Below are 22,477 nucleotides of genomic sequence, written 5' to 3'. Positions count from 1 at the left end.
GCTGTTCGAAAGAGCACGTGCCGGGCAGCCACGCACCACGGGGTAAGAGCTGAACGCATCTAAGCTCGAAACCCACCTGGAAAAGAGGAGCCACTGAGGCCACTCGTAGAAGACGAGATCGATAGACTCGGGGGGTACGCGCCAAGGCAACGAGGCGTTGAGCCCGCGAGCACTAATCGGCCAAGCCACACATTCATACATATCGCATTGGATCCGTGACGCGAGAACGGGTCCGGACGCAAACTGGACTACACGTACGACACGGTCAGGAGAGACCACCGATTACGGTTTGACGGCGGTTCGATTCCGCTGATCGGCGTTTAGGCGGCCATCGCGGCGGGGTTCCTCCCNAGATAAGCCTGCCTGCGTATTGGTGAGTACTGGAGTGGGAGACCCTCTGGGAGAGCCGATTCGCCGCCCCTACTCATACTTCATCTCATACATAACTTCCGAGCACGTGGTCGTTCACGGTGGTTCGATTCCACTACTCGGGTTTGAAGCGGCCAAAGCGGTGGGGTTCCTCCCGTACCCATTCCGAACACGGAAGATAAGCCCACCTGCGTATCGGCGAGTACTGGAGTGAGAGATCCTCTGGGAGACCCGATTCGCCGCTCCATTCATACTGCATTTCACATTCGGGAGCAACTGCTTTTGCAACCGACTCTGACAACAGATTCTCACAGATACTTCTGAGTGACTTTCGATTCGAAACACATTTTGACTGAGTATGGCACCAGTGTTCTACGTCGGTTGTGTATTCACATTGACGAGCGTCAGAACCTTCTCGTTGATACTCGGCTGGAGTTATGATGTCGTGCACTGGCCGCGTGGTAGCTTTCGAGGTCCCTATCACCTCCGAAATCTCGTCTTTTGTACAACAGTACCTGAATTTCGGGACAGACACCCATCGGCTGTTGAGTTGTTAAATTCGGTCCGATTTCGGGGGAACTGTTATGTACCACTACCGTGATTTACTGTGTGGTATGAGAGCATGAGACGTGCTGGTGTAGACATTGGCGGAACGTTTACGGACGTAATCGTCTTTGACGAGGAAACCGGAGAGATCGAAATCGAGAAAACACCGTCGACACCGGCGAATCCGGCTGAAGGTGTAATCAACGGGTTGACCAAGGCGGATACCGGGATCGATGAACTCGAATTTTTCTCGCACGGATCGACGGTTGGGACGAACGCGTTGATCGAGCGCGAGTTGCCACGAATCGGGTTGATTACGACCGAAGGATTTCGAGACGTTCACGAAATACGTGATGCAACAAAGGAGGATCTCTGGGATGCGTACCAGGATGTCGCCGATCCGTACGTCAAGCGGCGAGATCGACTCGAGGTCCCCGAGCGAATCGACTATGCAGGAACCGTCGTCGAACCGCTTGACGAGGATGCTGTCCGCGATGTCGTGCGAATCTTCGAAAAGCGCGGGATTGACACGATCGCGATTTCGTTGATCAATGCGTACGTCAACGGCGAACACGAGCAGCGCGTTGAGGAAATCGTCGCGGAGGAGTACCCCGAGGCGTTCGTCTGTAGCTCCCACGAGATCTTGCCGGAGATGTTCGAACACGAACGAACGAGTACGACGGTCATCAACGCGGCGCTGGTACCGGTCGTTCGCGACTATCTGACCGACCTCGCGGACCAACTTGCCGACCGGGGCTACGACGGCGATGTACTCGCGATGCACTCCGGCGGTGGGGTGATGACGACCGAGGCGATCGCCTACTACGCGGCCCGTATCGCAAATTCGGGGCCGACGGCAGGCGCGATTGCTGGTCGATACATCGCTCAGCAGTGTGGCTTTGAGAACGCGATCGGATTCGATATGGGTGGAACGAGTGCGGACGTCTCGCTCACACACGAAGGTGAGATTGAGATGACCGACGAGTGGGCCGTCGAGTACGGCTATCCGATCATGTTCCCCTCGACGGATATCGAGACGATCGGTGCCGGTGGCGGCTCCATCGCTTGGATCGACGACGGCGGCTCACTCCGTGTCGGTCCGCGGAGCCAGGGAGCAGACCCGGGACCGGCCTGCTACCTCCGCGGCGGCGACAAACCGACGACGACGGACGCAAACGTCGTGCTCGGTTGGGTCGACCCGGATCAGTTCCTCGGTGGTGACATGGATGCGACCGCCGAACCTGCCCGCGACGTCATCCGGCGCGATATCGCCGAGCCACTGGGCCTCGAACTCACGGAGGCCGCATCGGCGATAGAGCAGATCACTGTCGCCAATATGTGCAACGCTGTCCGCCTCGTTTCGACGAGCAAGGGATACGACCCTCGCGACTTTGCACTCGTTGCCTTCGGCGGTGCGGGACCGCTGCACGCGGCTCACGTTGCGCGCGAAATGAATATTCCTAATGTGATTATCCCGCCGTATCCGGGAATCAACTCTGCACTCGGTTGTCTGCTAGTCGACGTCGAACACGATCTCTCCCAGACGTTCATCGCTGACGCCTCGGACGATGTCGTCGCCGACATCGAGTCGGCGTTCGAGGAGATGGAAGACGAAATCCACGAACGACTGGACGAGGAGGGTGTCGACGAGAGTGACATTCAACTTGAACACGAGATCAAGATGCGCTACACTGGGCAGTGGCGCTCACTCGAGGTCAGTTGCTCGCGTCCGATCGAGAGTATGGCGGCGATCAGATCCCAGTTCCACAGCCAGCACGAACAGACCTACGCTTACTCCGATACGGAACAGTCGGTCGAAATCTACGGTCTTCACGTAACTGGCCGCGGTGTCGTCGAAAAACCCGCGTTTCCTGAAATTGGAGACGGGAGTGCCGATGGAGCGCAGCGGACGACACGCGAGGCGTACTTCGATTCGGAAGGCGAGTTCGTCGAGACGGCCGTCTACGACCGTGGCGAACTCGGAGCCGGTGCGTCGTTTGAGGGACCGGCAATTATCGAACAGATGGACTCGACCGTGGTTGTCCCGCCAAACGCGACGGCCGAGGTCGAGCAAACGGGAAACATCATCCTCAGGGTGTAACTGCTATGACAGACTCAGGCTCAGATTCAGACACACACGCAGACGTACAACCACAAGCCAACATCGACCTCGATCCGGTCACGTTCGAAGTACTTCGCAGTTCATTTACGAACCTTGTCGATCGGATGGCACAGCAGATCCGGCGGACGTGCTACTCGTTCGTGATCTACAACCGCGACTTTAGCAACTGTCTGAACGACGCCGAGGGGAACACGGTGATGCAGGGCTCGAAAGACATCGCTGTCCACGTCGGCACGCTCCACTACACCTGCAAGGAGACCCTGGAGTACTTCGAGGGCGACATCAATCCGGGTGATGTCTACATCGTCAACGATCCGTACCTCGGCGGCACGCACATCAACGACGTTCGGATTATGCGGCCGGTCTTCTACGATGATGAATTGATCGCCGTCACGCAGTCCAATGGTCACTGGGCGGATGTCGGCGGTCCGGCACCGGGATCGTTCAACATTGAGGCGAACGACCACTACGCGGAGGGGTTGCGCATTCCGCCGCTCAAAATCTGGGATGCTGGCGAGTTCCGTGAGGATGTCGCCAACCTTCTGACGACAAATATGCGCCTCTCGGAGGATCGTATGGGTGACCTTCGAGCGCAGACGGAAGCAACGCGTATCGCCGAGGAACGGCTACTCGAACTCGTCGACAAGTACGGCATCGACACGGTCATGACGGCGTTCGACGAGTCGAAATCGTATGTCGAACGGATCATGCGCGAGCAGATCCGTGAGTTGCCGGACGGCACCTGGCACACGCAAGATTACATCGATGCGGACCCGAACAAGGAGGAAGGGTTCGTCACGATCGACGTGGAGATGACGATCGACGGTGACGAGGTCCACTACGATCTTTCGGGCTCTGATGAGTACGTCGGCAATTTCCTGAACTCGACGTTTGGGACCTCCTTCTCGGCGGTCGTTTCCGGGACGAAGATGTTCTTCCCGGACGTGCCGCTTAACTCGGGGCTCTACCGCGTCGTCAGCGCTGACCTCCCCGAAGGAACTGTCGTCGACGCACCCGAACCGGTGCCCGTCACTGGCTCGGTTGCTGGTGCCTACGAGAAGGTGATGAACGCAATCTTTGAGCTCTGGTCGGAGGTGCTCCCCGAGCGCGCGATGGCTGCAGCGTTCAACCTCGAGTACCTACTCGCTGGCGGCCAAGACCAGCGTCCAGGCTACGAAGGACAGGAGTTCGCCTGGTACGATTGGATGGCCGGCGGCTGGGGCGGTCGTGATGGCAAGGATGGCTCCAACGCGACCGCACCGGTGTTTGGTGCCGGACTTGCTGTCCAGTCACTTGAGGGCCAGGAGCGAGACACGCCACTCTTGACCAGCCAGCACTCGATCGTCGCTGACTCTGCGGGGCCAGGCGAGTATCGCGGCGGCTGCGGTGTCCGCAAGGGTGGCCGGATGCTCGCCTGCGAGAATAGCGTCATGTCGTACTGTTCGGACCGCGCCCGTTCGATCACCTGGGGCATTAACGGCGGTCTTCCCGGCATTCCTCATGGTGTCACACTCACCCAGGACGGCGAGGAGCGCCAGATGGGAACGGTGTTCTCGAACGTCCCGATCGACGAAGGAGACGAGTTCGTCCGACCATCGTCGGGCGGTGGCGGGTTCGGTGATCCACTCGAGCGCGACCCTGTGGCTGTTCTCGAAGACGTCAAGGACGACTATGTCTCCGTCGAGCGCGCCAAACGAGACTACGGTGTCATCATCGATGAAATCGATCCGGAGGTCTGTGCGTACGAAATCGATCACGAGGCGACGGCAGACCAGCGCGCGCACATCCGGGAACACCGGACGGAGTGGCTTGAGGAAGATCCCGAAGCGGTCGCCCGACGGTACCGCGACGGCGAGCTTGACACGCTGGATCTCATCCGTCGCTATGGCGTGATACTCGAGTGGTCCTCCGGCGAGTTACTCGAGCAGACGACGGCGCAGTTCCGTGAGTTGCTGCGGGAACGAGCGGTGAGCGAGTGGTCGTAGACGGGCGAGTTGCAATCACCACCCTCGTGACGATCGATTTAACCGCTCACAGCCGTCGTCGGTGACAACAACCAGATCCTCGATCCGCACACCAAATTTGCCCTCGAGGTATACTCCGGGTTCGATACTGAACACCATCCCCGACTCGAGCACTCGCTCGTTCCCCTCGGTGATGTACGGCGGTTCGTGAACGTCGCGGCCGACACCGTGGCCCGTTCGATGGACGAATTGCTCGCCGTAGCCCCGTTCCTCGAGTACCGTCCGTGCCGCGCGGTCGATCGCCTGTGCTTCGACACCGGGTTCGACTGCATCGAGTGCAGCCTGCTGGGCAGCGAGTACCGCATCGTGGACATCTTCGAAGCCGGCAGGTGGTTCGCCGTCGAACACTACGGTTCGGGTTTGGTCGCCGGGATACCCCTCGACGCTCGTTCCGAAGTCGAGCACCACGGGGTCACCACGTTCGATCTGCCGGTCGGTGTGACGGTGGTGCGGTCGCGCGCCGTTCGGACCCGACCCGACGACGGTTTCGAACGAGACACCCTCGCCACCGGCTGCTGTCAACTGCTGTTCGATCTCTTCGGCGAGTTCCGCTTCGGTCATTCCGATCGCATCCTCGCCGAGGTTGCGAATCGCCTCGCTGACGCGGTCCGAAATCGCTGCAGCCTCTCGGAGATTCTCGAGTTCGACTTCGTCCTTTCGCAGTCGGAGTTCGTCGACGACTTCGCTCGCGAGCCCGAACGTTGCGTCGGGGAACGTCTCGCGCAAATCCTGTGTGAACAGCGCCCACATCGTGTCGTCGACGAGGAGCCGCCCGGTCGTAATCTCGAGTTCGTCACCAATCTTTGCGAGGAGGACGGTCGGATCATCGCCGTCGCTCCAGGTTCGAACCGTCGAGACGACCGACTCGGACGCGAGCTGTTCGTTGTACATCTCGGGTGCGAGAAACAGTGTTTCCTCGCGGGTCACGAACAGGAACAGGTGGCGCTCCATCGGCTCCTCTTGAAAGCCGCTAAGATACCCCATATTTGAACTCGGAAACAGAATCAGGGCGTCTGCATCCTCCTGTTCGAGTGCCTCCCGTGCGCAATCCAGTCGTTCGTGGATGAGTGTACTCGAGTTACCCTCGATGTCTGGGGATGTACTGTCTGCCATGCGTGCGTTGCTGTTAGCGGGTCACCGTGCTGATTGTTTGGGTTGTCAACCCGCTTGTTCCGCTGTCGTTACAGTCCACTGTGATATGACTCCTCTGCGTGGTCTTTTGACCGGTATTTGGTTAGCCTTCCTGGTTAGGCTAACCGGTTGGCCTCATCTCCGAACTCCCTTCCCGGTCGTGTTCGTTTCACTCCAGCCAGCTTGCGGTTCACACTCCACAACAGTACTGCTCGATTCAGGATCGCACCCTGCAACTGCAACCACTCACGCATAGTCCGCTCGTCCGCCACGCACAGATTTTCCCCTCACACTCCGAACGTCTTCCTACGGAAGCACCATCGATGCCGGTTACTCGAGTCTCATCGAATTCGCGTCCTACTGTTACGCTGTCTGGTTAGGTTCGCTACTTTTAGTTTCGCTGTTCTCGTCGCTCTCGCTGTTCTCAGTGCCCTCATTAGTATGGTCACTACGCCCACCACGTTCGATCGCTGACACCTTTGAACGGTGTCGACGCAGTCGGCGCAGTCTCACCAGTACGTCAGTCGTACCCCGAATTGCGGTTAGTACCACTATTTAGTGTCTTCTAGAGTATCGAAGTAACCGCGAGAATCGTGGCGCGTGTCCGCCTCTTTCGACCCGATCCTACCGTTAAGCCCGGAGTGTCCCCGTTACTCCGGCAACCCCGACATCTTCGTGAACTGTTCGTATGACAGTTCGATCGACTCGATTGCCATCCCCTGATTCGTGCTCACGAGATCTGGGCCGCGCCACATCGTCGGATACGCGCGTTTGAACTCCCACCCCCAGCCGTTCTCTCCGTTGAACCCCTCTCGCATCTTGACGACCACGTTCTTCCGAGTGATGTTGCCGCTCATCACGTCCTGAATCCACTCCCAGAACGAGGCATCCTTGGTCATCCCGCGTTGCAACACGAGATTCGCGTGTGCGAACGTCCCTGGGAGCGTGTGCACGTGATCGTTCACCCCTCCTTCGCGATAGTCGATCGTCTCGAGTTGCATCGTAATTCCCGAGACCTCGGCGAAGCCTGCGACTGTTTCGCCGTCGATTTCGACCTCGAAGTTGTACTGTGCGTATGGCCCATCTCCGCCCGTGTATGGTGTTTCGTCGCCGGTCATTGGTATTGTTCTGTCTGTCGTATACCGGTTCTAAAAACGGGAGTGACCCGTAATCGTTCGGAGTTGCTGTCAGTGCCCGTTAGCGCTCGTCCAGTGAGTTCTGTAGCACGATTCCATCACCGTCGTCATCGAGGAAGCTGTTGGCTCCCCCAGTCTGCTGGCTGATTCCGCTAGGGCTCCCGGTCGCGCTGTGGCCCTGCTCGTGTTCCGGCGTCCCCGTCTCGTTGATCCGGTCGTTGATATCGCTGATTGCGGCACACCACCGCCGTCGTTCCCAGTGTGGCAGTGTGAGGATCTCGTCGTGGGTCCAGCCGAAGTGATAGGCGATGAACGCGACCTCCTCGAAGAGGGTGTCGGAATCGTACAGCCGCATCACTCGCTCGGGTTTCCCGCTTCGACCTCCGTCTGTTCGTGTTCGTTTCCGGTGTCGTTCCCGTCGTCCACACCATCGGTTACAGCCGTCCCAATCGCGTCGAACGACTCATCCGTTCCGTGCGCTTCTTCGATATCGTCTGCGCCGGTGTTCACACCCGGGGGCTCGACATCTGCATCGGCTGGCGGCGCGAGGTGAGCACCGGTTTCGACGTCCACGTCGAACACCGATCCGCAGTCCGGACACGCCGTTTCGGTGGCGTTCCGTCCACGATTGTTGACTCGTTCGTACATCGCCTGGAGGTACTCGAGGTCCGTGACGAAGAGGTTCTGAATAACGTCTTCGTCGATCGTCTCGAGTGTCCCGAGCTCAGTGACGACACGCGAGAGCAGGACGATGGTCAGATACGACGAGTTCGATTGCACACGCGGGTTCTGCAACGGCTGGATTTCGTCGGCGGCGGTTGCGAGGCGCATTCGGCCCTCCGTGTGGAGTGTGCCGTCGTCGTCGACGTATCCCCGGGGAAGCGTGAACTCGAACTCGGTCTGTAGTGGTTGGTCTGTCATGGCTTGCGGACACCTCGGCCCGTGACTGCCGGCTGCGTACTCGTCGTTGTGCGTTCGACGAACGGCGTGGCTGTCGCCGTTCCCGTGTGCAGACAGCCGTTTTCGTCGACAGTCCAGGTATCACGGTACTGGTTACGGCCGACCGTGTACGTGCGGGCTGTCGACACTGCTGTCCTGTTTTCCCCCTCCGAGTTGGTCATACGTTCTTCCGTTCCATCTCCTCGAATTCAACGGTGTAGGTTTCGACGGCGATTGCTTCCGTGCCGCCCGCCTGTGCGTTGAGTGCTGGGGGTTCGTACTTGCGAATCCAGGCGTTAGTGAATTCGAATCGCAGGGCAGAGTCGCCTGCTTTGTCCTTGATCACGACGGCGATATTCTTTCGTGCCTCCTCTGCGTCACCGTTTGCGACGGCTTTTCGCCAGTCGTCGAGTCGTTCGTTGTCTTCTTCGGCACCGCGGGCCAGTACGAGTGGCGTGTAGTGGACGTCACCGAAGAGCTTCTTCGAGTGCTTTGGGTCGTCTCCTTCGCGGTAGTCCTGTTCGTCCGTTTCCTGGGTCGGCAGCTTGACCTCGAGGAATCCGGGAATGTCAACGCCGTCGAGTTCGACGGCGAACTCCGTGCTTGGAAGTGGTCCGTGTTCTGGCATGTGTGTTATGGTGTTTGTTGTGAGTTGATGTCGTCTGAGACGCTGCTTCGGTCGCAGCGCCCGTCTTGGTTCGGTTATACGTTACGTCTCGTATCCGCAGATTGTCCCGCGTGTCTACACTCGCGGTCCGGAAACAGCGTTGGTGGCGTTAGGCGTCGCCGGTGTCCTGACTGATGCGGAAGATGACGAACTCAGCCGGCTTGACCGGTGCAACGCCGATTTCGACGATGAGACGACCGTTATCGATGTCGTCCTGCGTCATCGTTTCCTCGCCACAGCGGACGTAGAACGCCTCGTCAGCGGTCGATCCCTGTAGGCCGCCCTCGCGCCAGACGGTTGTCAGGAAGTTTTCGGCGGATTGGCGGATACGTGCCCAGAGATCCTTGTCGTTCGGCTCGAACACCGACCACTGGGTGCCTTCGTCGATCGACTGCTCAATGAACAGGAACAGGCGTCGGACGTTGAGGTACTTCCACTCGGGATCGCTCGAGGTGGTTCGTGCACCCCAGACGCGAATGCCGCGGCCCTGGAAGCTGCGGATACAGTTGATCCCCTTCGGGTTGAGCACGTCCTGTTCACCCTTCGTGATCTCGTGTTGCAAACCAACGATACCGCGAACGACTTCGTTTGCAGGGGCCTTGTGCACGCCGTGCTGTGCGTCGCTTCGGGCGTAGATACCGGCGATGTGACCGCCTGGTGGGGCGAGTTTCTCGCGGTTCGTCACTGGATCGAGAACGGTGAGCCACGGATAGTAGTACGCCGCGTACGTGGAGTCAACTGGCGTCTCCATTTCCGAGACAGGACCCGGATTCTGTGGTGCCTGCAGGATTGCGAATCGCTCGCCCATGTTCTCACAGTGAGCCACGAGAGCGTCGGTCAATCCGGTGACATCGTTCTCGTCAGGAACACAGACGATGGAGATGTCGTCAAGCGCCTTGAAGCCGGCAAGTCCAGTTCGGAGACCGGGCTTGTCGATCCCTTCGTAATGGCTCAGGGTAACCTCTCCCTCTGCATCGGGTTTCTCGGGTTCTTCGGTGACGACTTCGACCTCAACCTCTCGCTCACCGGAGCGAATCTCTTCGAGCTCTTCGATGAGGTCGTCCTTCGAGGCATTTCCTGCGATTTCGAACGGCTTTGCGACACCTCGAAGATCGTTGTAGCCCAGGTCCTCGAGTTCCTCTGGGATGTAGACGACGGTTTCCTCACCGTCGGTCTCGACGAGGCCACCGTCGGAACATGCCGTTGGCATGTCGCGGTTCAGCCACGTGAGCCCCTCGACGGGACGGCCGTCCTCGAGATACTCGACATCGATGAGAACGGAGCTAGTCACTTGCTTTTCGTAGAACTGGCTCGACTGTGGGTCACTCGAGAGGCCGTCGAAAACTTCCTCAACATCGGGTGCAGGTTCCGGACGGTTGGATTCCGGTTGGCTGACCTCTTCGAGATCACACGACCAGTAACGGACGATCATGTCGAATTGGCCTGGGCGCTGGCCGTCGCGTACGATGACTCCGACGGATGTTCCCCACTCGCCTGGTCCGTTCGCTTCGATTTCGACAGTTTCCTTGCCGGTTTCGTCGATCAGCGTCGTCGTTGCAACATCGTTTGGATCCACGGCGGTCACACGACCGATGTAACAGCGGCTACCACCGTTCTTGAAGAATCCGTCGACAGCAACGTCGAGGTGAGAGTTCTTCGGGCTCGAACCGTACACACGTTCGAACTCGGCATAGTTCGTTACCAGCCGTGGCTCCACCGGACCACGGCGCGTTTGACCGAGGAAGCCAGCCGTACTCGTGCTAACTCCTTCGACCGATTTGCTTCCACTACTAACTTCCTCAACGTAGACACCTGGGGCCTGATACTCTGGCATTCTTAATTACCTCGTAAGCTTCAACTACGTTATGGACTTTTGAAATTGGTATAATATAATACTTTTGCTTAACCTACACGTTCCAATGACCACCGATTTCGGCGGTTCTACGCTTCAGGAACGACACCAACGAGAATTTCGAGCGACTCAGCCGCTTCACACACCTGATCGTGTGCGTCGATCAATTCGAGTAGCGGTCCGTTTTCATCGATCTGTGACTGGAGTCGAGAGACGGCTTTCAGGTACCGCTCGAGACTCTCTTCGGTGACGACCGATTCGAGGGGCTCACCGAGTCGAACCAGATAGTCCAGCAGCGCGGAGAGCTGTGCGCGGTACACGTCTTCGCGCGTGGTCGCGGCGTGATTGTCGCGCGAGAGCTCTGCGATTTCACGGGTAATTCGTGCGCCTTCGCCCGTGTGTGGTTCGAGTCGGTCGCTTAGCGTTTCGAAGAACCGGACGCGATCTTTGACGGTCTTCCGGAGCAGGTACGTCTGCATCGTGTCTCGCTCCGCTTCGAGTTCGCCCACCGTCTCTTCCATCGCCCTGAGTCGCTTGACGATCCCGGTCAGGTCGTCAGGTCGTTCCTCGGTCTGGTCAGATACCGGTGTCTGGTGTGGGTTGTCCGTGTCGGCGAGATGTGCTGCAAGGGCTGCAAACAGCAGATCATGATCGGCTGCGTACTGTTTGCCGATCTCGGTTGCCGCGGTTGCTATGGGGTCCCATCGCCCGTCTGGCTGGCGTTCGAATCCGCCGAGATAGACGGCCGGATCGTCCGTATCCGGTGTCCCGGTTCGATGTTCGGCGTGATACTGCGCTGTCAGTGCTCTGGTAACCGCCTGTGCGTCGGCCGTTTCCGGATCGAACTCGCTGAGGTCGAGCGTTGGCGGCTCTGTGGGGGTCTCCGGGGGCTCCTCGCGGTGTGTCAGTTCGAACACTTCCACATCGCGGTTCGGCACCGCTTCGTCGTCGATCGCGCCGTCCGTGTCCGGAACGGGAACGGTTTCGACAGCGACTTCGCTGTACTGAATGAACAGATGTACCTCGTCGGCAGTCGGTTCGGGAAGCGACTTCGTCGTCACCTGTTCGACAACGATCGGCCGTCCGCGCCCATCGAGTGCAAATCCGGCGTCGAGCGTGACGTCGAGGCCGGTTTCCGTTTCGGAGACGGACTGGACCTCAAGTCCGTGGACGATCCCTGACCCGTCGAGGAAACGGGTTATCGTCTCCAGTCGTTCGGCGTGGTACTCTTGCTCTGCTTCCATATCACGGGGGGTCATTAGTTTCCCCTTGAAGAACCGATTCTTCTTGAACTGAGAGAGCCCTCCCGTCTCGTTTGTCGTGTAGTCCCCATCCCGAGTCATGGCAAAGCGAGCACACGTACCGTTCGCAGTCACACTTACATAAAATGATCGATTGGTCCAGTATTGAACGAACTATGTGAATAGTAAACAGTAGTGACTCTCAAAAAGGCACTGAACAAAAGTGTACAATTGGACCGGGGTAATTAGTCTCGAAACCCCATATTTTATACGGCAGATGTTAGAATTGCAGCCACTAGCTGACTGTACCGAAGTTGAAACACGTATCCACCGCGTTCTCGTCCCCACCCGTCCACTCGAATGCAGGCCACTATCCAGTCCCGAACTGACCGAACCGTCGACCTCACCGTCGCCGACAACGACGGCACTGAGCATTCTCTCACCGTCACGCATGAGGGGGAACTCGAGTACCACCGCCCTCACGAATCGTCACTGACCGGTGACGAGCAGGACCTGGCTGAACACGAACGGCACGCACAGCTTGCTCGGTTCGCCAAGTATGCCGCCTTTCGCGCGTGCGGATTCGATGCGCTCGACCCCTACAGTGCGACGGATCGAATCACCTATCCGGAGCACGTGGCTGCTGCGGCACTCGTTCTCGGTGCGATGACGCCGGAGACGGTCGAATCGACGCTGGAGACCGCGTATCGGCAGCGGGCTGCTGTCGACAGTCAGGATGGGGCCGACGCACTCCCCGTTGACCCGCCGACCGGTACCTCGTCGGCGACGTGTCGCCTGATCGAACAGGAATTCGCTATTGGGATCGATGAGCCGGCACTTCGACCGCTTCTCGATGTGCTCGTCGAACTCGAGGGACTCGGCGCGCTTCGCCAGTCGATGGACGCTCAGCCCGACCGGCGGAGTGATGGCCAATTCGTCCGACTCAAGGACGCGCTCTCGCAGGCTGCTGTGACCGATTCGGAATCCATTTCGATAGGGGACACGAGTGGCGATATCGATGGCACGGACTTTGTCTCGCCCTGTCGCCCCATCCGCGTCGAGTGGGAGGTCGATGGGGTCACTCGTGTCGAGTACGAGGACTCGGACGAGTCGGCCGCCGGCGGCGACGAGGGCACGGTTCGACTGCAGTTGCCGGTGACCGACTCGCCGATCACGTCTGTCGCCGCATTTCAGCGCACAGTTGTCGACCATCTTCGATGCCAACTCCGCGATTGCTATCTCGGCATGGGGATTGCACCGCCTCGTGATGTCCAGGTTCGCGGCCCGGGTATCGACTCGTTCACAACTACGTATGAGCAGGGCGAGTTCTATCAGTGCTATCACGATCCGGACGCGATCATTGACTGGACGCGATTCCCACCGCTGCCTGCGCTCTGATTATTCTTCTCTGTTTCCGCCGGCCCGTCCGTTCCGATTCATCGTCGTAAGTTCACTGTCCTGTGCTCTCCTGTGCCTCCCTGCACTCCCCCGACACTCCCCTATACTCTCCTGCGCTCCCCAGAATTCCACACTCCTCCCATGTCATTACTCATTCTTGCGGCCGTGCTGATCGTTTGGGTCCCGCTGCGACCACGTCTCGTTTCCGACGACTCGGTCGCCAGTCGCCACTCTGGAAACTAAACCTATATTGCACATGAGAAAGATGGATTGTATTAGTGATGAACGGACCGCTCGTGACTGCTCGATCGAGACGCCTCCTCCGTGGAGGGATTCGATGAGTTCCGGATCAGAATCGGAGTTAGAGGGAGAGGGAGAGACAGCGCCAGAGACGACGGTAGAGGGTGAAGAAGCAGCGAAGGAGTCAGCCGAAACTGACGCCGATGGCACGACCACGAACGCAGACTCATCGTCCCACTGTGCCACCCCTGACAGCGACGGCGAAGTCGCCGAGGAAATCGCCATCGTCACCTTCGAGCGCAAACTGCCCACCGCCGAGAAAATTCAATCCGAACTCGCCGACCGCTACGAGTCCATTGCGTTACTCGAGTACCATGGCGATGTCTTCGAGGAGCACTGGGGCGAGTACGACTGCTTTATCGGCCTCATGGCCTCGGGAATCGCGATGCGAAAGACGGCGCACCTGCTCGACGACAAGTGGGACGATCCCGCGATCTGCGTTGTCGACGAGGAGTTGACGTGGGCAATCCCGATCACGGGCGGCCACCACGGCGCGAATCAGGTCGCACAGGATCTGGCGACGATGGGTGCCGTGCCGGCGATGACGACGGCCTCCGAGGCGGCAGGAAAGCAGGGTGTCGAGTCCCGTGCCAAGGCGATGGACACCCACGTCGTCAACGGCGATTCGACCGTGAAGACGAACCTCGCCGTGCTCGACGACGATCTCGGTCCCGTGGCGCGACTCGACGGCCCCCGTGCGGTACTGGTCGGCGACGACGTGACCGTTCTCAAGCGTAACGAGGAGGACGGCATCGTTCTCGGCACCGGCAGCGTCTCCGGCGCGAGCAAGGAGGCCTTCCTCGCTGCCTGGGAGGACGCTCTCGACCAGACAGCGTACGGTTTCGACGATGTCGAGTTCGTTGGGACTGCCACGCGGAAGGAAGACGAAGAGGGACTGCTCGCAGCGGCTCGAGAGTTGGACCTCGGTATCGTCGTCTTCGACAAGGAGACGCTCCTGGCACACGAGGGGCCGACTCCCTCGAAGTCGAAGGAGCTGATTGGCTGGCCCGGCGTCTCCGAGGCGAGTGCGATTGCAGGGGGTGCTGAGCAGGAACTGGTACTCGAGAAGGTGAGCTACGAGAACGAGGTTACGGTGGCGATTGGTCGATGAGTTCCGATGCCACGTCCGGTAATGCAGCCGACGATGGAGGGACGCCCGACGACCACGGCACCCTCTTCGTGGTTGGAATCGGCCCTGGCCTTCCGGCGCACATGACCGCCAAGGCGAAACGAGTCATCGAATCCGCCGATGTCGTCATCGCCTCGAGCCTCTACCAAGAGTTCCTCCGAGCCGACGGCACACTCCCGCCGGAAGACGCCGTCGACGACGACGGCGTCGCAACCCGCGAGGACGGCTTCGAACAGGAAATCGTCCGCTCGACGATGGGCCGCCAGATCGAACTCGCCCGCGCGGCGTTCGACTACGTCCGCGAGGGGAAGGACGTGGCCCACGTCTCTGGCGGCGATCCCTCCGTCTACGGTAAGTCCGACCTCATCTTCAAGATGGCCAAAGAGGAGGACGCGACGGACGTGCCAATCGAGATCGTCCCCGGTCTCACGGCGGCGCTGGGTGGTGCGGCAAACGTTGGCGCGCCCTTGTGCAACGACTTCTGTACCGTCTCGCTGTCGGACAAGTGGCGCGGCTGGGACGAGATTGAGGAAAAACTGCGAGCCGCTGCCATCTCGGACTTCGTGATCGTCCTCTACAACTGCTGGCGCAACTACGAGAAGGCCGTCGAGATCGTCCGTGAGGAACGGACCGACGACGCTCTCGTGGCAATCGTCAACGACGCCGGCCGCGCCGACGCCGGCCGCAATGGCGAGAGCCAGCACATTACGACGCTCGGCGAGGCCGCCGACCACGACGACAAGGTATCGGGGATGGGCACCTCGCTGCTCATCGGCACCCACGAAACCGAGACCTGGTGCAACGACGACCGAACGTACCTCCTCACCCCCCGCGGCGGGCGTGATGTCGACGACTTCTAACGATACCAACGAGACAACCATGAGTACGGACACCAATGCCGACGCTGACACTGACACTGACGACGAATCGACTTCGAAATGTGGTGCATCGACTAGTGCATCCGGAACTGAGTCCGCGAGCTCGACGTGTGGCGCATCTGCGAGCGACACGAGCGACACGAGCGACGCCGACGACTCGAGTACCAGTTCCAAATGTGGGGCCTCGAATTCGAGTTCATCCGACTCCTCATCTTCAAGTTCCTCGAAATGCGGTGCTTCGAACTCGAGTTCGGACGACGACGCGAGCAACGAGCAGGAGGTCGGCGCGACGATCGAGGACTTCGATGCCGATCCTGGCCAGCTGATCGCCGTCGGCCTCGGTCCCGGCCATCCGGAGGGGATGACCCAGCGCGCGAAAGACGCGTTACTTGAGGCCGACCACATCGTCGGCTACACGACCTACATCGAACTCATCCCTGACGAGATCACTGAGCAGGCCGACGACATCTACGACACGCCGATGTGCGGCGAAGTCTCCCGAACGGAGGAGTCGATCGATCGCACGCTCGCGGGCAACGATGTCGCCATCGTCGGCAGCGGCGACCCGAACGTCTACGCGCTCGCCGGGCTCGCATTGGAGATACTCGAGTCCAAGGGCGCGACAGCGTCGATGGTCGACTTCGAAGTGGTTCCAGGTGTTCCCGCGGCCCAGTCCTGCGGGGCGCGTCTCGGCGCGCCGCTGGTGAACGACACCGTCTCGGTCTCGCTGTCGGACCACCTCGTGCCAATGCCCGAGATCGAGTCGCGGTTGCACTCGGTTGCCAGCGAGAACTTCACGATCACGATCTACAACCCCTGGAGCCGCAAGCGCCGCGATAATTTCGAGAAGTGCTGCGAAATTCTCCTCACACACCGCGAGCCCGACACGCCGGTCGGTATCGTCCACGGCGCGGGCCGCGAGGACGAGCAGGTGATGATCACCGAACTCGAGGAACTCGAGGAACTTGGCGAGAGCGAAATCATCGACATGACGACGACGATCGTCGTCGGCACCGAGGACACCTACGTCTGGGACGACCGGATGGTGACCCCGCGGGGCTACGAGACGAAGTACGACTACTGAGCATGCCGGCCTACGAAATCACCATCGAGAAAGACGCCTGCGACGGCATCTTCGCCTGTCTGACTCGCGATCCGCGGTTCGTCGAGGCTGCGGACGGCCTCGCGACGGTCGATCCCGACGCGGATCCGGTCTACGACTGCGAGGGCGACGTGACGGACACCGCCGAACGCGTCGTCGCGACGTTCGACGACGATCGCATCGACGAGGCCAAACAGGCTGCCGCGGCCTGTCCGACGGACGCCATTATCGTCGAGGAGGTGGGCGAATGACCGACGCTGACGCTGCCACTGAGGTGGCCGACGTTGGCGACGCACCGACCGAGATAGAAGTGCCCGCAGACCCACTCGCGGGCCACCCCGCGTCGGCGTACTTCTGGGGGCACGTCGCCGGAAGCGGCGACGTTTCCAGCGACCGGCTCGAGGTCGTCACAAATGACGAAGCGTCCGCGCAGGTGCTCGCCACGGTTGCGGGCGGTGACATCGAGCACGACACGATCAGCCGCGAGTACGCCCACGACGCATCGATCACGCGAACGGAAGACGAGTACGCGCTCGCGATCGAGACCGACGAAACCAACGAGTTACTCGGTCGCACCACCACCCTCGGCCTCCCCGTCGACGGCCGCGGAAACTACCGCTTCGGCGCGTTCTCCGGGTACGAGCGAGCACTCCTCCGCGGGCTGCTCGAGGGCTGTGGCACCATCTGCTTCAAGTCCTCCAGTGGCACCGTCGGTATCTCGTTCGTCCACGAGGATCGGCGGCTACTCGAGTTGACCCAGGAACTGATCGCGGAGGCACCCGTTGACGCTCCGTTCGGCAACCTCTCGGCGACGTCTTCCGGGGGGTACTGGTTCGGAATCGACGACAGTGCCGCGTCCGCGTTCGGCACCTGGCTCTATGAGGGCTGCGAGGAGACTGGGTGCTTCGCGCCGAGCCGGCGGCGGAAACTCGAGCTGAGTCTCGCGCAGGCCGAGGGCGGGGATGAGGACGGGACCGAGACCAAGGACGCTGACGAGGAATAGCACGCGGTATCACGCAGATCACGAGACGAACCAACGAGCCAACGAACCCACGAATCCCTGACCCCCTGATACAATGAGCACACCCGACTCCCCGACTGCGCCGCCCGACGCCGCGTTCGACGACGAGGCCGTCCTGCTGGTCGGCCACGGTTCCCGGCGCGAGAAGTCGAACGAGCAGGTTCGCGAACTGGCCGCCGGACTCGAGTCGCGACTCGAGATTCCGGTCGACGCCGCGTTTCTCGAACTCGCGGAGCCGGCGATCGACGAGGCGCTCGCCGAACTCGCCGCGGTCACGTCGCGGGTGACGGTCGTCCACTGCTCGCTGTTTGCGGCGAGTCACGTCAAGAACGACGTTCCGCTCGCGGTCGAGCACGTTCGCGCCGAGCACGGCCAGGAACTCGAGATCGACGTTGGCGCACATCTGGGGATCCACCCGGCGATTCTGGACCTGCTGGACGACCGTGCGGCGGCGGTCGAATCCGACCTCGGCGTCGAGCGGGCAACGGACGATGTCGCCGTCGTGCTCTGTGCCCGCGGCTCCAGCGACCCTGACTCGAACGGTGACGTGCACAAACTCGCTCGGCTGCTCTACGAGGGCCGCGAGTTCGATCGCGTCGAGGCGACCTTCGTCGGCGTCACCGACCCGCAACTCGAGGAGACCCTTCACGGGCTCTCGAAGCACCGGCCCGACGCAGTGGTCGTCCTGCCGTATATGCTCGGTGACGGCGTCCTCACCGGACGCGTTCGCGAGTGGACGGCCGAGTTCGACGCCGAGTACCCCTACGTCGACGCGCTGGCGGGCGATCCGCTTGGCACCGACTCGCGATTGCTCGATGTCTTCGCCGACCGCTGGCAAGAAGCGCGTACAGGCAGCGTCAAGATGTCCTGTGACACCTGCAAGTACAAAGTTGACCTCTCGGGTTACGAGGAGGACGTCGGCGGTGCGCGGGCGCTCCTGCGGGCGCTGTCCCATCAGGCAGCCCACGCAGACCGCGACTCGGTCGACGACGAGCCCCACGCCCACGACGCGCCGGCAAAGCATGTTGCCGTCTGCACGAACCGAAGCTGTACCGACGCCGGGTCATCTGCCGTTCTCGAGCGGCTCCGCCAGGCGGCTCGCGACTCAGAGCACTGCGACGCGCGGATCACCCGCTCGTCCTGTCTGGGTCGCTGTGGCGATGGGCCGATGGTCGCCGTCTACCCCGACGGCATCTGGTACGGTGACGTAGACGCGACGGACGCGGACCGAATCGTTTCGTCCCATCTCGAACGGGGCCGTATCGTGAGCGACATCGTCGATCAGACGCTCTGAGCCCGATTGCACTGATACCCAACCGACGCTAGTCAGACGCAGACACGACAGACACAGACGCGAACACGACACACGACGGAAATAACACGAGGAAAACACCATGAGCTGCTACGAAATCGAAGCGCTGAAACTCGGACTGATGAACGTCCTCGGTACTGAGGACCCACACGCCCGCGAGCACGCGGAGAAAGACCTGGAGGGCCACCTTGAAGGGCCAATCGGTGCCCTCGCTGAGGCCCAGACCCTCGCCGACATCGAACGGCATCTCGACGCCGCACTGGTTGATCTCGAGGAGGAGATTGCCACGATGGACACTGACAACCCCGAATACGATTACACCCGCGGCCGCCTCCTCGCGGTCCGCGACGCAGAGCGGGCGGTCCACCGGCTCTCCGCGCAAGGAGAGAGCATCCTCGATGGGCTGGGCGACGCCCACGACCTGCTTCACGAGACTTTCCCGGAGGAGTGATTGCAAATGAACGCCCCACCAGCCCACGATACCCGCCGCGGCCGCTGCGTGTGGCTCGGCGAGATCGAACACGCTCGGAGCCGACAGCTGTGGTCACGCTCGTGTGTCCAGGCGGTCGCTGATCTCCTCGTCGTCGGCCGCTGGGACGGCCGCGTGACCGCGTTCGACCGCGACTCGCTCGACCCACGCTGGACGGTCGACCACCACGGACGTGCAGTCACGATGGCACCACTCTCGGATCGAATCGTTGTCGGAAGCCGCGGCGACCGCGGAACGATTGCGGCGTACGACCTCGACACTGGCACACAGTGCTGGCAGTACGAGGCCGCGACTGACGTCGGGACGGCCACCAAGGACGGCATCTTCGCGCTCCCGTACGTGGTTGCACTCGAGTCCGAGCCAGCGGCCAGTCTCACTCATGACCACGGCCGGGTGTACGCGGTCGCCCAGCGGTACGAACGCGATGGGGAGCACCGACGTTGGCAAAGCGTGGTGCTCGCGTTCGATGCGGACGGGACCGTCGACTGGCGGTACGAGACAGATGCGTCGCCGATCGCGCTCTCGCTTGGCGACCGCACTGCGGGTGCTGGGAGTGACGAAGACGGGGACGGGGACGGGGACGGTGATGCCAAACCGAATACCCCCCTCGCTGTCGGCTACAACCGCTGTCTTGGTGACCACGATGTCGGACTCGTCGTCCTCGACGCCGACTCCGGTGCAGTGAACTGGAACTGGGACCCCGGCACCGACGGCGACCGACGCGTCGGCGACGTTGCCGTCCACGGCGACCACGTTGCGGTCGCGAGCCACGGCGACAAGTGTGGCTACCTGCTCGGTCCCGGCGGCGAGGAACGCTGGCGGGTCCCCCTCGCCACCGAAACAGATATTGAGGGCGAGACGCTGTACGCGTATCCGAACCACGTCGCCATCGGCGACGACCACGTCGCGTTTGTCACCGGCAACACCTACGCCGTCGAGAGCCGTGAAACTGCCTCTCGCCATCCAAACGAGCACCAGATCGCCGTGTTCGACACGGACGGCACAGCCCGCTGGACCGCCGAAATCCGTGGCTACGCGCACGAGATCGCTACCACGGCGGCGTCAGTTGTCATCCCGTGTGCACAGAACTTCCGCGTTCGCGATCCGATGACCCACGGCGTCCGCCATTTCGACCTCGAAACGGGTGCTGGAACCGTTCTGGAAACCGAGGGTATCGCGACCGCAGTGGCACTTGAGTCGCCCTCGCCCTCGACCTCGACTGCGGAATCGGATGTGAACACGATCGGTGCCGTCGAAGAACCAGTCGAGTACCACGACGGCGATCACAGCTACGGCGAGTACGCGCTTCGGACCTGGGTACTCGAGTAGCGGTTTCTCTCCCTCTGCGATCGATGCGAGCGCCCGGTGGTGATTCGGACGCGGTTTGTACTGCTCTGCCCGTCTAGTTGTGACTGGAGCGTGAGAGGCTGCTGGAAACAGGTAGTTGCGGTCAGAACCAGTCAGAAGATGCCACTGATGAACGCCAGCCCCATGCCGACGAGGACGACTGCGGTCACGAGCGGGAGATACGGTGTGTAGCGTTCGACGGTCTCTCGGTGGCGTTCGTAGCCTGCGATCAACAGTAGCGTTGGAACGAGGATAGCGATGATCACCGCCAGCGAGTAGAGCAGCATGAGTTCCAGGCAGTATGCCGTTCCGACGCAGATTGCCAGAATCTGGATCGGTTCCTCGTGTGCGAAGCCGAGCAGCAGAGCAGTCGTTCCGAGTGCGAAGAGGCCGCGGTCAGCATCTGACTCGTCGAGGTGGCGGTGGCCGTCGCCATCGCCGCCGAACAGTTTGGTTCGGAGTCGACTCAGTAGACCGCTACCGCTGGCTTCGTCTTCGTTGATTTCGTCGGTGTCGTGGTCGTGATCGTGGTCGTGGTTGTGGCTGTGGCCGTGATCGAGGTGATGGTGTTCTCCGTGGTCATCAGTGCTGTCGGGATGATCGTGATCGTGATCGTACTCGTACTCGCGCCCGTGCCCGTGCCCGTGCTCGTGTCCGTGGTCAGGATCATGGTCATGATCGTGGCTGTGCCCATGTCCACCGTGACGATACTCGTGAATGCCAAGCAGAATGAGCATCGCCCCCGCAACGTACCGGAGCCACGGTCCCTCGGCGAAGCTCGCAAACTGGCTGAACCAGGTGTACGCGAGCACCAGCACGACGCTACTGAAGAGGTGTCCAATACCGAGTATCAGTCCGCCGAGTGCGCCGTAGAACCACTTCTGAGAGTGGTTGAGCCCGTAGGTCGCCGCAATCGGCCAGCCGTGGTCGGGCAGCACACCGTGGACGAACCCGATCACGATCACCCCCAGAACGAGATCGAGATCCATACCGTATAGCGTCCGATAGTCCACAAAAGGACTGTTATCACCCTACCAGGGGAATCGTAATACTGCTTGGTACTGAGAACAAACTCCTGGTACAATGCGAACGAGTTTCAATATCCCGGACGACCTCCTCGAAGAGTTCGACGAGACCTGGCAAGCGGAAGGGCTCGACTCGCGCTCGCGTGCGGTCCGCGAGGCGATGCAGGAGTACATTGCGGCACACACCACCTTCGAATCCGTCTCTGGCGATGTCAGCGCGACCCTGGCGTTCGACTACCAGCACGAGCATGTTATCGGTGATCTCCATGACATTCAGCACGACTTTCAGGATGTGATCGTCACGACGAGCCACATACACGAAGACGGCTGGTGTCTCGAGACGGTTTTTTGTCGCGGCGATGCAGCACGCGTGCGAGACTTGGTTTACGAACTACGGGATTTCGACGCTGTTGGTCGAGTGAAGGTGTTGTTGTTGCGGTCCTAGGTT

The 22,477-nt window shown here is 60.7% G+C and carries 21 protein-coding genes and 3 rRNA genes; 15 read left to right on the top strand and 9 right to left on the bottom strand.

Annotated elements, in window-relative coordinates:
* From C482_RS21995 to C482_RS03550, 5 genes are all read left to right on the top strand, one after another.
* Positions 1 to 196, top strand: a 23S ribosomal RNA gene (locus C482_RS21995); the annotation flags it as partial.
* Positions 197 to 320: 124 nt separating this feature from the next.
* Positions 321 to 423: ribosomal RNA gene (gene rrf / locus C482_RS03565) — 5S ribosomal RNA — on the top strand.
* Positions 424 to 495: 72 nt separating this feature from the next.
* Positions 496 to 617, top strand: a 5S ribosomal RNA gene (rrf, locus tag C482_RS03560).
* Positions 618 to 991: 374 nt separating this feature from the next.
* Entirely contained in the window at positions 992 to 3,016 is a 2,025-nt protein-coding gene (locus C482_RS03555) for a hydantoinase/oxoprolinase family protein (RefSeq protein WP_006166115.1), read from the top strand.
* Between the two features lie 5 nt (positions 3,017 to 3,021).
* Complete coding sequence (locus C482_RS03550) at positions 3,022 to 5,022, top strand: hydantoinase B/oxoprolinase family protein (protein ID WP_006166114.1); 2,001 nt, start codon at positions 3,022 to 3,024, stop codon at positions 5,020 to 5,022.
* Between the two features lie 15 nt (positions 5,023 to 5,037).
* On the opposite strand, the gene C482_RS03545 is transcribed toward C482_RS03550, so the two are convergent.
* The 8 genes from C482_RS03545 to C482_RS03510 all read right to left on the bottom strand — a co-directional run bounded on the left by C482_RS03545 (position 5,038) and on the right by C482_RS03510 (position 12,129).
* Positions 5,038 to 6,174, bottom strand: coding sequence for a M24 family metallopeptidase (locus C482_RS03545; protein ID WP_006166113.1), 1,137 nt, complete (start codon positions 6,172 to 6,174; stop codon positions 5,038 to 5,040).
* A gap of 668 nt (positions 6,175 to 6,842) precedes the next feature.
* Entirely contained in the window at positions 6,843 to 7,310 is a 468-nt protein-coding gene (locus C482_RS03540; RefSeq protein WP_006166112.1) for a phage tail protein, read from the bottom strand.
* Positions 7,311 to 7,389: 79 nt separating this feature from the next.
* Positions 7,390 to 7,683, bottom strand: a complete 294-nt coding sequence (locus C482_RS03535; protein ID WP_006166111.1) for a DUF6760 family protein — start codon at positions 7,681 to 7,683, stop codon at positions 7,390 to 7,392.
* A complete protein-coding gene (locus C482_RS03530) occupies positions 7,683 to 8,249 on the bottom strand; it encodes a hypothetical protein (RefSeq protein ID WP_006166110.1) in 567 nt (188 codons plus the stop codon). The genes C482_RS03535 and C482_RS03530 overlap by 1 nt, the downstream gene beginning before the upstream one ends.
* Positions 8,246 to 8,449: a hypothetical protein gene (locus C482_RS03525; RefSeq protein WP_006166109.1), complete on the bottom strand. Its 204-nt coding sequence runs from the start codon at positions 8,447 to 8,449 to the stop codon at positions 8,246 to 8,248. The genes C482_RS03530 and C482_RS03525 overlap by 4 nt, the downstream gene beginning before the upstream one ends.
* A complete protein-coding gene (locus tag C482_RS03520; RefSeq protein WP_006166108.1) occupies positions 8,446 to 8,895 on the bottom strand; it encodes a phage tail protein in 450 nt (149 codons plus the stop codon). The genes C482_RS03525 and C482_RS03520 overlap by 4 nt, the downstream gene beginning before the upstream one ends.
* Positions 8,896 to 9,043: 148 nt before the next feature.
* Positions 9,044 to 10,768 (bottom strand): phage tail sheath family protein, encoded by a 1,725-nt coding sequence (locus C482_RS03515; RefSeq protein WP_049896448.1) that lies wholly within the window; start codon positions 10,766 to 10,768, stop codon positions 9,044 to 9,046.
* Positions 10,769 to 10,875: 107 nt separating this feature from the next.
* Positions 10,876 to 12,129: a hypothetical protein gene (locus C482_RS03510; protein WP_006166106.1), complete on the bottom strand. Its 1,254-nt coding sequence runs from the start codon at positions 12,127 to 12,129 to the stop codon at positions 10,876 to 10,878.
* Between the two features lie 258 nt (positions 12,130 to 12,387).
* Between C482_RS03510 and C482_RS03505 the strand changes: the two genes are divergently transcribed.
* From C482_RS03505 to C482_RS03465, 9 genes are all read left to right on the top strand, one after another.
* Entirely contained in the window at positions 12,388 to 13,425 is a 1,038-nt protein-coding gene (locus C482_RS03505; RefSeq protein WP_006166105.1) for a hypothetical protein, read from the top strand.
* 337 nt (positions 13,426 to 13,762) lie between these two features.
* Positions 13,763 to 14,836 (top strand): cobalt-precorrin 5A hydrolase, encoded by a 1,074-nt coding sequence (cbiG, locus tag C482_RS03500; RefSeq protein ID WP_006166104.1) that lies wholly within the window; start codon positions 13,763 to 13,765, stop codon positions 14,834 to 14,836.
* A complete protein-coding gene (locus tag C482_RS03495) occupies positions 14,833 to 15,714 on the top strand; it encodes a precorrin-3B C(17)-methyltransferase (RefSeq protein ID WP_006166103.1) in 882 nt (293 codons plus the stop codon). Before cbiG ends, C482_RS03495 begins: the two co-directional genes overlap by 4 nt.
* Positions 15,715 to 15,733: 19 nt before the next feature.
* A complete protein-coding gene (gene cobJ / locus C482_RS03490; RefSeq protein WP_006166102.1) occupies positions 15,734 to 16,816 on the top strand; it encodes a precorrin-3B C(17)-methyltransferase in 1,083 nt (360 codons plus the stop codon).
* A gap of 2 nt (positions 16,817 to 16,818) precedes the next feature.
* Positions 16,819 to 17,085 (top strand): ferredoxin, encoded by a 267-nt coding sequence (locus tag C482_RS03485; protein ID WP_006166101.1) that lies wholly within the window; start codon positions 16,819 to 16,821, stop codon positions 17,083 to 17,085.
* Positions 17,082 to 17,837, top strand: coding sequence for a hypothetical protein (locus tag C482_RS03480; RefSeq protein ID WP_006166100.1), 756 nt, complete (start codon positions 17,082 to 17,084; stop codon positions 17,835 to 17,837). The genes C482_RS03485 and C482_RS03480 overlap by 4 nt, the downstream gene beginning before the upstream one ends.
* A 73-nt stretch (positions 17,838 to 17,910) precedes the next feature.
* Complete coding sequence (locus C482_RS03475; RefSeq protein ID WP_006166099.1) at positions 17,911 to 19,149, top strand: CbiX/SirB N-terminal domain-containing protein; 1,239 nt, start codon at positions 17,911 to 17,913, stop codon at positions 19,147 to 19,149.
* A 100-nt stretch (positions 19,150 to 19,249) separates the two neighbouring features.
* Entirely contained in the window at positions 19,250 to 19,618 is a 369-nt protein-coding gene (locus C482_RS03470) for a DUF3209 family protein (RefSeq protein WP_006166098.1), read from the top strand.
* 6 nt (positions 19,619 to 19,624) lie between these two features.
* Positions 19,625 to 20,986, top strand: a complete 1,362-nt coding sequence (locus tag C482_RS03465; RefSeq protein WP_049896447.1) for an outer membrane protein assembly factor BamB family protein — start codon at positions 19,625 to 19,627, stop codon at positions 20,984 to 20,986.
* Between the two features lie 131 nt (positions 20,987 to 21,117).
* Here the strand turns inward: C482_RS03465 and C482_RS03460 are convergent, their stop codons facing one another.
* The gene (locus C482_RS03460; protein ID WP_006166096.1) at positions 21,118 to 21,993 is read right to left on the bottom strand and encodes a hypothetical protein; all 876 of its coding nucleotides are present in this window, start codon (positions 21,991 to 21,993) and stop codon (positions 21,118 to 21,120) included.
* A 94-nt stretch (positions 21,994 to 22,087) separates the two neighbouring features.
* On the opposite strand from C482_RS03460, the gene C482_RS03455 reads away from it, so the two are divergent.
* Entirely contained in the window at positions 22,088 to 22,474 is a 387-nt protein-coding gene (locus tag C482_RS03455; RefSeq protein WP_006166095.1) for a CopG family ribbon-helix-helix protein, read from the top strand.
* Positions 22,475 to 22,477 lie beyond the last annotated feature (3 nt).

Origin of the sequence: Natrialba chahannaoensis JCM 10990, from assembly GCF_000337135.1 — an archaeon.
Lineage (GTDB): Archaea > Halobacteriota > Halobacteria > Halobacteriales > Natrialbaceae > Natrialba > Natrialba chahannaoensis.
Note: the sequence above shows the minus strand (reverse complement) of the source record. Positions and strands in the feature narration are given on the sequence as shown.

Coding starts and splice junctions, on each gene's coding strand:
- cbiG (WP_006166104.1), top strand. CDS start 13,763: ATGAGTTCCGGATCAGAATCGGAGTTAGAGGGAGAGGGAGAGACAGCG.
- C482_RS03550 (WP_006166114.1), top strand. CDS start 3,022: ATGACAGACTCAGGCTCAGATTCAGACACACACGCAGACGTACAACCA.
- C482_RS03455 (WP_006166095.1), top strand. CDS start 22,088: ATGCGAACGAGTTTCAATATCCCGGACGACCTCCTCGAAGAGTTCGAC.
- C482_RS03470 (WP_006166098.1), top strand. CDS start 19,250: ATGAGCTGCTACGAAATCGAAGCGCTGAAACTCGGACTGATGAACGTC.
- C482_RS03530 (WP_006166110.1), bottom strand. CDS start 8,249: ATGACAGACCAACCACTACAGACCGAGTTCGAGTTCACGCTTCCCCGG.
- C482_RS03475 (WP_006166099.1), top strand. CDS start 17,911: ATGAGCACACCCGACTCCCCGACTGCGCCGCCCGACGCCGCGTTCGAC.
- C482_RS03480 (WP_006166100.1), top strand. CDS start 17,082: ATGACCGACGCTGACGCTGCCACTGAGGTGGCCGACGTTGGCGACGCA.
- C482_RS03520 (WP_006166108.1), bottom strand. CDS start 8,895: ATGCCAGAACACGGACCACTTCCAAGCACGGAGTTCGCCGTCGAACTC.
- C482_RS03535 (WP_006166111.1), bottom strand. CDS start 7,683: ATGCGGCTGTACGATTCCGACACCCTCTTCGAGGAGGTCGCGTTCATC.
- C482_RS03525 (WP_006166109.1), bottom strand. CDS start 8,449: ATGACCAACTCGGAGGGGGAAAACAGGACAGCAGTGTCGACAGCCCGC.
- C482_RS03465 (WP_049896447.1), top strand. CDS start 19,625: ATGAACGCCCCACCAGCCCACGATACCCGCCGCGGCCGCTGCGTGTGG.
- C482_RS03545 (WP_006166113.1), bottom strand. CDS start 6,174: ATGGCAGACAGTACATCCCCAGACATCGAGGGTAACTCGAGTACACTC.
- C482_RS03485 (WP_006166101.1), top strand. CDS start 16,819: ATGCCGGCCTACGAAATCACCATCGAGAAAGACGCCTGCGACGGCATC.
- C482_RS03460 (WP_006166096.1), bottom strand. CDS start 21,993: ATGGATCTCGATCTCGTTCTGGGGGTGATCGTGATCGGGTTCGTCCAC.
- C482_RS03555 (WP_006166115.1), top strand. CDS start 992: ATGAGACGTGCTGGTGTAGACATTGGCGGAACGTTTACGGACGTAATC.
- cobJ (WP_006166102.1), top strand. CDS start 15,734: ATGAGTACGGACACCAATGCCGACGCTGACACTGACACTGACGACGAA.
- C482_RS03540 (WP_006166112.1), bottom strand. CDS start 7,310: ATGACCGGCGACGAAACACCATACACGGGCGGAGATGGGCCATACGCA.
- C482_RS03505 (WP_006166105.1), top strand. CDS start 12,388: ATGCAGGCCACTATCCAGTCCCGAACTGACCGAACCGTCGACCTCACC.
- C482_RS03495 (WP_006166103.1), top strand. CDS start 14,833: ATGAGTTCCGATGCCACGTCCGGTAATGCAGCCGACGATGGAGGGACG.
- C482_RS03515 (WP_049896448.1), bottom strand. CDS start 10,768: ATGCCAGAGTATCAGGCCCCAGGTGTCTACGTTGAGGAAGTTAGTAGT.
- C482_RS03510 (WP_006166106.1), bottom strand. CDS start 12,129: ATGACTCGGGATGGGGACTACACGACAAACGAGACGGGAGGGCTCTCT.